This window comes from Pontimicrobium sp. MEBiC01747 (genome assembly GCF_053601635.1).
This window is the reverse complement of record NZ_JBSHNS010000522.1, coordinates 1-3,401: the sequence shown is the minus strand read 5'-3', so window position 1 is coordinate 3,401 and position 3,401 is coordinate 1. Positions and strand designations below refer to the sequence as shown.

General features: G+C 31.3%; 4 protein-coding genes. All 4 read left to right on the top strand.

The features are described 5' to 3' along the window. The coding region (locus ACVC2P_RS17010) for an ion channel (RefSeq protein WP_452599653.1) at nt 1-862 on the top strand (862 nt) is incomplete at its 5' end. 139 nt (nt 863-1,001) lie between these two features. Then, nucleotides 1,002-1,802: an outer membrane protein assembly factor BamD gene (locus tag ACVC2P_RS17005; protein ID WP_452599652.1), complete on the top strand. Its 801-nt coding sequence runs from the start codon at nt 1,002-1,004 to the stop codon at nt 1,800-1,802. Between the two features lie 12 nt (nt 1,803-1,814). After that, a complete protein-coding gene (locus ACVC2P_RS17000; RefSeq protein ID WP_452599651.1) occupies nt 1,815-2,138 on the top strand; it encodes a DNA-directed RNA polymerase subunit omega in 324 nt (107 codons plus the stop codon). Between the two features lie 9 nt (nt 2,139-2,147). Next, nucleotides 2,148-3,359 carry a bifunctional phosphopantothenoylcysteine decarboxylase/phosphopantothenate--cysteine ligase CoaBC gene (coaBC, locus tag ACVC2P_RS16995; protein ID WP_452599650.1) on the top strand — a complete coding sequence of 404 codons (1,212 nt, stop codon included), beginning with the start codon at nt 2,148-2,150 and terminating at the stop codon, nt 3,357-3,359. Nucleotides 3,360-3,401: the final 42 nt, after the last annotated feature.

Here is a 3,401-nt window from a genome sequence, read left to right as displayed (position 1 = left end):
GGTTAATAGCGATGGGTCTTTTAATATAAAAAGAGTAAATAAACCAAGACGATTATTAGAAACATATCATTATTTAATTAATGTGTCTTGGTTTAAATTGTTTTTATTAGCAGCACTAGCATTTCTTATAGTAAACATTCTATTTGCAGTAATCTATTTAATTATAGGAGTAGAACAAATAGCCAAGCCATCTGGCGATGCATTACAAGATTTTTTTAATGCTTTTTTCTTTTCATCCCAAACCTTAACCACTTTAGGATACGGTGCTATGGCCCCAAAAGGTATAGCTAGTGGAGTAGTGTCTTCTTTTGAAGCCTTTTTGGGGCTTTCCATGTTTTCTTTTTTAACAGGACTTATTTATGGGCGCTTCTCTAAACCTAAAGCTTCAATAAGATTTAGTAAAAATATTGTACTTAGGGATTTCGACCATACAAAAGCAATTATGTTTAGGTTAGTAAACAACCGCTCTACAGTAATGATAAACCCAAAAGTAACAGTAACATTATCATTTACTAAACTAAATAATATTGGAGAATATGTGCGCTCTTTTTACGCTCTAGAGTTAGAACGAGATACAATTACTTATTTACCTACAACGTGGACAGTAGTTCATGAAATAAATGAAGATAGCCCATTGTACCAATTAACAGATAAAGATTTAGTAAAAGGTAATGGCGAATTGTTAGTTATGATTAGTTATTTTGATGAGTCATTCGATCAAGAAGTATATCAAATGCACTCTTACATGCTAAGCGAACTTAAAATAGATTATAAATTTTCTCAAGCCTACTATTACAATAAAGAAGGAGAAATGGTTTTAGATTATGATCTTTTCGATAAAATAGAGCGTATTATCATGTAATATAGTTACAGTAATAGCCGTTAAAAGTTAAATAATACTTAATCTCAATTTAAAACCCTTTACAAATAGTATTTTAGCCAATAAATTATATTTTTAAATTACATATAAATAGCGTAATTTTGCGTCTTGTTAAAAAATTATGAAAAACAGTTTTTACATCTTATTATTAGTTTTATCATTTAGCTCTTGTAACGAATATCAAAAAGCGTTAAAATCTGAAGATATTACAGAAAAGTTTAAACTTGGTGAGCGACTTTATAACGAAGGTAAATATAACAAAGCCAATAGGTTATTTGAGCAAATAATACCAAAGTACAGAGGGAAGCCACAAGCAGAGAAATTAATGTTCTTAAATGCGAATGCGTCATACGAAATGGAAGAATATTATATCTCTGGTTACCATTTTGAGCGTTTTGTATCTGCGTATCCAAATAGTGAAAAGCTTGAAGAAGCAATGTTTAAAAGCGCAAAAAGCTACTATCAATTATCACCAGTATTCTCTAAAGATCAAGAAGATACAGTGACAGCTTTAGAGAAATTACAAACATTTGTTAATGTATACCCAGAATCTAAATACTTAGCAGAAACTAATAAATTAGTAAAGGAATTAGAATTAAAACTAGAAGAAAAGGCCTATAGCATAGCAAAACAATATAATCACATATCAGATTATCAGGCATCTATAGCGTCTTTTGATAATTTTATTATAGACTTTCCTGGTTCTTCATTTAGAGAAAAAGCCTTATTTTACAGATTCGATTCTGCATACCAATTGGCAACTAAAAGTGTAGAATACAAAAAAGAAGTTCGTTTACAAACAGCTAAATCATATTATACAACATTTAAAAAAGCATATGCTAACTCTGAATTTATTGAAGAAGCAGAGGAAATGTATAATGATATCGAAAAGCAATTAGAAAAGTACAATACAAAAAGTTAATATAACTATATTATGGATTTAAAACAGATTGATGCGCCTTTAAGTACTACAACGTACAACAGAAATGCAGTTGATGCTCCAACAGATAATATCTACGAAGCAATTTCTATTATTTCTAGAAGAGCAGAACAAATCAATTCAGAAATTAAAAAAGAACTTATTGAGAAGTTAGAAGAATTTGCTACTTACAATGATAGTTTAGAAGAAATTTTTGAAAACAAAGAGCAAATTGAAGTCTCTAAATTCTACGAAAAGTTACCAAAGCCACACGCTTTAGCAGTTCAAGAATGGTTAGACGATAAAATATATCACAGAAATACTGAAGCAGACAAATAATACAAAAGTATGTCTATATTAAGTGGCAAAAATATACTACTGGGCATTAGCGCTGGTATAGCTGCTTACAAAACAGCTTCACTAGTAAGAGGATTTATTAAAGCAGGCGCCAACGTAAAAGTTGTAATGACGCCTGCTTCTAAAGATTTTGTAACACCTCTTACTTTATCTACACTCTCTAAAAACCCTGTAAGTTCAACCTTTTATAATGAGGAAGACGAAAATGCGGTATGGAATAATCATGTAGAACTCGGTCTTTGGGCAGATTATTTTATAGTAGCACCAGCAACAGCCAACACATTATCTAAAATGGCAAATGGGGTTTGCGATAATTTATTACTAGCAACCTATCTTTCTGCAAAATGCCCTGTGTATTTTGCACCAGCAATGGATTTAGATATGTACAAGCACCCTTCAACACTAAATACATTTAAAACCCTTGAGCGTTTTGGAAATATTATGATTCCTGCAACCTCTGGAGAATTAGCAAGTGGATTAGTAGGGCAAGGCCGTTTAGCAGAACCAGAAGATATTGTTACCTTTATAGAAAATGATATTTTAGGAAAATTACCATTACGAGGAAAAAAAATACTAATAACAGCAGGACCTACATACGAAGCTATAGACCCTGTACGCTTTATAGGAAATCATTCTAGTGGTAAAATGGGGTTCGAAATTGCAAAAGCAGCAGCAAACCTAGGAGCAGAAGTTGTATTAGTAACAGGACCAACATATCAAAAAGTAGCGCACAGTCTAATACAAGTACAACCAGTAATTAGTGCACAAGATATGTACGACGCAGCTCATGAACATTATAATACTGTAGATGTAGCCATACTTTCGGCAGCAGTTGCAGATTATAGACCAAAAGAAGTTGCAGATAAGAAAATAAAAAAGAAGGAAACAACGTTAACATTAGAGTTAGAAAAAACAAAAGATATATTAGCCTCTTTAGGAGCCGTTAAAACAAAGCAATTATTAGTAGGGTTTGCCTTAGAAACCAATAACGAGTTGGAATTTGCAAAAGGAAAACTAAAAAAGAAGAATTTAGATTTAATTGTATTAAATTCGTTACAAGATAAAGGCGCTGGTTTTAAAGGAGAAACAAATAAAGTGACTATTATTGATAATAAAGATAATGTAACCGCGTATACATTAAAATCTAAAGCAGAAGTAGCTATAGATATAATGAACGAAATAATAACAAAATTAGATGCGTAATATTTTAATCCTTTTATTATTGTGTGTTGTCTCACTTGGGAG

Coding starts and splice junctions, on each gene's coding strand:
- ACVC2P_RS17005 (WP_452599652.1), top strand. CDS start 1,002: ATGAAAAACAGTTTTTACATCTTATTATTAGTTTTATCATTTAGCTCT.
- ACVC2P_RS17000 (WP_452599651.1), top strand. CDS start 1,815: ATGGATTTAAAACAGATTGATGCGCCTTTAAGTACTACAACGTACAAC.
- coaBC (WP_452599650.1), top strand. CDS start 2,148: ATGTCTATATTAAGTGGCAAAAATATACTACTGGGCATTAGCGCTGGT.